6 protein-coding genes are annotated in these 4,885 nt (G+C 69.1%); 4 read left to right on the top strand and 2 right to left on the bottom strand.

The genetic code is table 11. The features are described from left to right. Together iadA and WBA11_RS14575 are read left to right on the top strand one after the other, a co-directional pair. A partial coding sequence (gene iadA, locus WBA11_RS14580; RefSeq protein ID WP_424521393.1) for a beta-aspartyl-peptidase occupies positions 1-1,095 on the top strand: 1,095 nt, incomplete at its 5' end. Positions 1,096-1,128: 33 nt separating this feature from the next. Beyond that, positions 1,129-1,995: a cyanophycinase gene (locus WBA11_RS14575; protein ID WP_424521392.1), complete on the top strand. Its 867-nt coding sequence runs from the start codon at positions 1,129-1,131 to the stop codon at positions 1,993-1,995. Here WBA11_RS14575 and WBA11_RS14570 read toward each other — a convergent pair. Further along, a complete protein-coding gene (locus WBA11_RS14570) occupies positions 1,992-2,564 on the bottom strand; it encodes a DUF7010 family protein (protein WP_424521391.1) in 573 nt (190 codons plus the stop codon). The two genes, WBA11_RS14575 and WBA11_RS14570, sit on opposite strands and share 4 nt — an antisense overlap. A gap of 139 nt (positions 2,565-2,703) precedes the next feature. Between WBA11_RS14570 and WBA11_RS14565 the strand changes: the two genes are divergently transcribed. Further along, complete coding sequence (locus WBA11_RS14565; RefSeq protein ID WP_424521390.1) at positions 2,704-2,910, top strand: hypothetical protein; 207 nt, start codon at positions 2,704-2,706, stop codon at positions 2,908-2,910. A gap of 136 nt (positions 2,911-3,046) precedes the next feature. Here the strand turns inward: WBA11_RS14565 and lat are convergent, their stop codons facing one another. After that, positions 3,047-4,390, bottom strand: a complete 1,344-nt coding sequence (gene lat / locus WBA11_RS14560) for an L-lysine 6-transaminase (protein ID WP_424521389.1) — start codon at positions 4,388-4,390, stop codon at positions 3,047-3,049. A gap of 198 nt (positions 4,391-4,588) precedes the next feature. Between lat and WBA11_RS14555 the strand changes: the two genes are divergently transcribed. After that, on the top strand, positions 4,589-4,885 hold a 297-nt coding region (locus WBA11_RS14555), incomplete at its 3' end, for a hypothetical protein (protein ID WP_424521388.1).

Here is a 4,885-nt window from a genome sequence, read left to right as displayed (position 1 = left end):
CTCGAGGACGAGCCCACGTTCAGCAGCCTCGAGGTCGAGACCGTCGACCTCGAGGGGCGGCGCCTGGTACCGGGCTTCGTCGACGCTCACGTCCACGTGACCGGCGGCGGCGGCGAGGCGGGACCCGAGACGGCCGCGCCCGCACCCAGCCTGACGGCCTACACGACCGCCGGCGTAACGTCTGTCGTTGGCCTCCTCGGGACAGACGACACGACGCGCACGACGGCCGGGCTACTGCGCCAGGTCTACGGCCTGCGTCGCCAAGGTCTGAGCGCCTGGGCCTGGACCGGCGGCTACCACCTGCCGCCCACGACGCTGACCGGCGCCGTTCGCACCGACATCGCGACCGTCGAGCCCGTCATCGGGTTTGGAGAGCTCGCCATCAGCGACCACCGCTCGTCGCAGCCCTCGAGGACGGAGATCGCCCGCGTCGCCGCCGACTGCCACGTGGCGGGACTGATGACCGGCAAGGCCGGCGTCCTGCATTTGCACGTCGGCGATGGGCGCCGCGGCCTGGACCACGTCCGCGCCTTGCTCGACGAGACCGAGCTCCCCACGCGCACTTTCCACCCGACCCACGTCAACCGACGCAGCGGCCTGTTCGACGACGCCCTCGAGGTCGCCACGGCCGGCGTCACCATCGACGTCACGGCGTTTCCGCCCGAGTTCGCCACGGACGACGAGGTCGCCGCCTCCGACGCCGTGATCCGCGCCCTCGAGGCCGGACTAAAGGACCGCCTGACGGTCTCCTCCGACGGCGGCGGCTGCCTCCCCCACTTCCGCGACGGCGTCCTGGAACGGATGGACTTCGCGACCTCGAGGGCGATCTCGGACCTGCTCGTCGACCTGCTCGCCCTGGGCGTCGACCTCCCCGACGCGCTCGCCCCAATCACCGAGACGCCGGCCCGCTATCTCCGCCTCCCGAACAAGGGCCGCATCGAGGCCGGACGCGACGCTGACCTGGTCGTCCTCGAGGACGACGGCCGACCGCGCAGCGTGATGGCCCGAGGCCGGTGGCACGTCCGAGACGGCCGCCCCGTCCGCTGGGGCACGTTCGAGGCTCCCGATACCATGCGCCTCCGCGACGCACACTAGATCACACAGGCGCCGACGCGCCTTCCTGACTGAATGCCTTCTCCCGACACCGACACGCCGCGCGGCCCCATCGTCCCCATCGGCGGGGCCGAGGCCAAGACCGGTACGCGCGACGTGCTCGCCCGCGTGATCGAACTGGCTGGCGGACGCGACGCTCACATCGCCATCATCCCGACGGCCTCGGAGCTCCCGGACACCGGCGACCGATACGCCCGACTGTTCACCGAGCTGGGCGCCCGCAAGACCGACGTCCTGTCGATCACGTCTCGCGAGCACGCACGTGTCCCGGCCGCCCTCGAGGTCGTCGAGCGCGCGACGGGCATCTTCATGACGGGCGGCAACCAGCTCCGCTTGTCGACCATCTTGGGCGGAACGCCGCTCGCCCAGTCGATTCGGCGGCGGAACGCGGCGGGCGTCGTGGTGGCGGGCACGTCGGCAGGCGCGGCCGTCATGCCCGAGCACATGATCGCCTCCGGCCGTACCGGCCCGACCCCGACGACCGAAAAGGTCACGCTCGCTCCGGGCCTCGGCTTGTCCAACCGGTTGGTCATCGACCAGCACTTCCGCCAGCGCGACCGACTGGGGCGACTGCTCACGGCCGTCTCCTTCAACCCCTTCATGACCGGCGTCGGCATCGACGAGGACACGGCGCTCGTCCTCGAGGCCGACAACACGTTCGAGGTCATCGGCAGCGGGACGGTGACCGTCGTGGACCCGTCGGAGCTGTCGTACTCGTCGATGGACTCCGCGCGAGAGGGCGAGCCGGTCTCGCTCATCGGCCTGCGCATCCACGTTCTGGCGGCCGGCTGCACCTACGACACCGAGTCGAGGACGGCGTCGGCACCGGCGCGCGTGCCGTTCCTGGACGAGGACGAGGACCCGGTCCCGGACGACGCCTAGCGGACGGTCTCGCCGTCGGGCGTCCACCGCTCGCGGCCCCCGAGAACGCCAGCGACCACGAGCTCGATCGCTCCCCCCGCAAACGCTCCGACGTACACCGGAGCCTCTGCGAGTCCGACCGCTACGCCTGCTGCGATGAGCGCGAGCCCGCACAGCCAGTACGCGCGCAGCCCGTAGACCGTTTGAAACGTGAGGTACCGCGCGCCGATGATGAGGAGCATGACCGGGAAAAACCACTCGACGCGCAAAACCGACACGCCGTAGGCGATGACGAGCCCGACGAACAGCAGAGCCGTTCCCTCACCCGCGAGTCGGCCGAGCGGGTTCCCAGCCGAGTGCGTGCCCGACCGCCCCATCAGCTTCGTCACCACCAGGCTTGCCGGATAGATCACCGTGCCGCCCACCAAGAGCGCGAGGACGGCCGCCCGATCCGACACCGTGACAGCGACCACGCCCGCTGCAAGCCAGACGAGTCCTGAGATCAGCACGCCTGGAGCACCCGAGGCGTAGCCACGCCTCATGTCGGCCTGCGCCTGGGCGAACGTCAAAGAGTCGAGCGGGGCAGCCATAACCAAAGCAGTGTGACAGCTGGACGCTACGAGAAACTCGGGGCGTTGTGTCAGCCCGTAGCGAAATCCCTGACCGTCCTCGAGGACGGAAGCCTGACTCACCTCTGGCGTACGACGGATTCACTCGCCCCTTGGGACCGTGTCTTTCGCTGGCATCCTCTACGTCGTCCTCGGCATCGCCTCGTTCGCGCTCATCGCCTTTTTCGCGTGGGCGACGTGGAGCGGCGGCAAGACTGGAAAGGCAGACCCCGACGCGGGGCCGCCGAGCACGACCTCGAGGGAGCCGATCCCCGGAGTGACGCCGCCCGAGGAGGTCGCTCCTCCGGGCCGAGCAGGGCGCGTCTAGAACGGCGTCCTCGAGGCCGACGGCGTAGCACCGCCGTCTGGAGACGCGCTCAACCAAAACGACCTCGAGGCCGAAGCAGCCTCGAGGTCGAAGCAGTCTCGAGGTCGTAGATGGAAAGGCTCGTCCTCGAGGACGACTAGCCCAGCGTCGACTCCAGCGCGGCCTCCAAGATGTCGAGTCCCGCGTCGAGGTCGGCCTGGGAGATGGTGAGGGCCGGGCGGAAGCGGATGGTCCGCGTGCCACAGCCGAGCGCCATCAGCCCGCCGTCGTAGGCCGCGCTCACGACCGCGTTGCGCGTCGCGCCGTCGGGCAGGTCGAAGGCGCACATCAGCCCGCGGCCCCTGGGGTCCGTGACGGCCTCGAAGCGCTCGGCCATGGCCTCGAGACGGTTCATCAGGTGCGCGCCCTGCTCGCGGACGTTGTCGATCAAGTTTTCGGCCTCGATGACCTCCAGGATCCGGTCGAAGCGGACCATGTCCACCAAGTTGCCGCCCCACGTCGAGTTGATCCGGCTCGACTTCTCGAACACGTTGTCCTCGACCTCGTCGATCCGCGGACCGGCCAGGATGCCGCAGACCTGGGTCTTCTTGCCGAACGCGATGATGTCCGGCGTGACGCCGTAGGACTGGAAGGCCCAGAACTCGCCAGTCAAACCGACGCCCGTCTGGACCTCGTCGAAGATCAAGAGCGCCTCCTCCTTGTCGGCCAGGTCGCGGAGCGCCTGGAGAAACTCGGGGCGGAAGTGGTTGTCGCCGCCCTCGCCCTGGATCGGCTCGATGATGATGGCCGCGATCTCGTCCTTGTTGTCCAAGAACGCCTGGCGGGCCTGGCTCATCGCCATCTCCTCCTTCCACTCGACGTCGCCGCCTCGGATCTTGGGCGTCGTGACGCGCGGCCAGTCGAACTTGGGGTAGCCGGCGACCTTGTTCGGGTCAGTGTTCGTCAGCGACATCGTGTAGCCGCTCCGCCCGTGGAACGCCTCGCGGAAGTGGAGCACCTTGTCGCCGCGCTCGCCGGAGTAGCCCTTGGCCTTGTTCTTCCGCACCTTCCAGTCGAAGGCCACCTTGAGCGCGTTCTCGACGGCGAGCGCGCCGCCCGAGACGAAGAAGGCGTGGGGCAGCTCGTCCGGGATCCCGACGCGCCCGAACGTCTCGACGAAGCGCGCGAAGTGGGCCGTGTACACGTCCGAGTTCGCCACCTTGTTGAGCGCGGCGTCCATGAGCCGGGCACGGAACGCGACGGCGTCGTCGCTGTCGCCGGCCAACGCCGGGTGGTTCATGCCCAGCGGGTTCGAGGCGTAGAACGTAAAAAAGTCGATGTAGTCCTTCCCCGTGACGGCGTCGCGCAGACGCGCGCCCTGGCTCTCCTCCATGTCGAGGACGATGGGGTAGCCGTCGGTGAGCACGTGCTCGCCCAGGATGCTGCGGACGGCATCGGGGGACGGAAGCGCTTTCGAGGTGTCGGGCGCGGTGATCTGCATAGTCGTGGTCGTCGGTGTCGTGGAGGCAAGGGGAAAGCCCCGCTGGGGCCGCGTCCTGCAGACCTCAAGATAGGCGGCGCGCATGTCAAAATCGCCCTCGAGGCCCTGATTTCGCATATCTGGCGAGACCCGCGCCTATCCGGTTTAAACCGCGATTCAGACTCAGAGCGTCCTCGAGGACGGACCGGATCGGTGCGCATGAGTGAGAGCGTCGGGGAGCCACGCCCTCGAGGACGCCCATCTGCAACCGGCGCACGGAACGGCCGTAGCGTCGAGGACGCCGCCGACCGACCGATGGACTCCGCCCGCCGCTTTACCACCCCCGAGATCGAGGACGTGTTTGCTCGCGCCGCCGCTGCGCAGGTGCGGGATCAAGAGGCCAACCTCGGTCTGTCGATGGAAGAGCTCCAAGCCGTCGGCGCCGAGGCGGGCCTCGACCCTGTGCACGTGGCGGCAGCGGCGCGGGCGGTCGCGGAGGGCGAGCCCGACGAAGGC

Source organism: Rubrivirga sp. (genome assembly GCF_049648075.1).
Classification (GTDB): Bacteria; Bacteroidota; Rhodothermia; order Rhodothermales; family Rubricoccaceae; genus Rubrivirga.
This window is presented reverse-complemented; position numbering and strand designations above follow the sequence as displayed.

What these genes read in the sequence shown, in the direction of transcription:
- WBA11_RS14575 (WP_424521392.1), top strand. Translation starts at nt 1,129, where the DNA reads ATGCCTTCTCCCGACACCGACACGCCGCGCGGCCCCATCGTCCCCATC.
- lat (WP_424521389.1), bottom strand. Translation starts at nt 4,390, where the DNA reads ATGCAGATCACCGCGCCCGACACCTCGAAAGCGCTTCCGTCCCCCGAT.
- WBA11_RS14570 (WP_424521391.1), bottom strand. Translation starts at nt 2,564, where the DNA reads ATGGCTGCCCCGCTCGACTCTTTGACGTTCGCCCAGGCGCAGGCCGAC.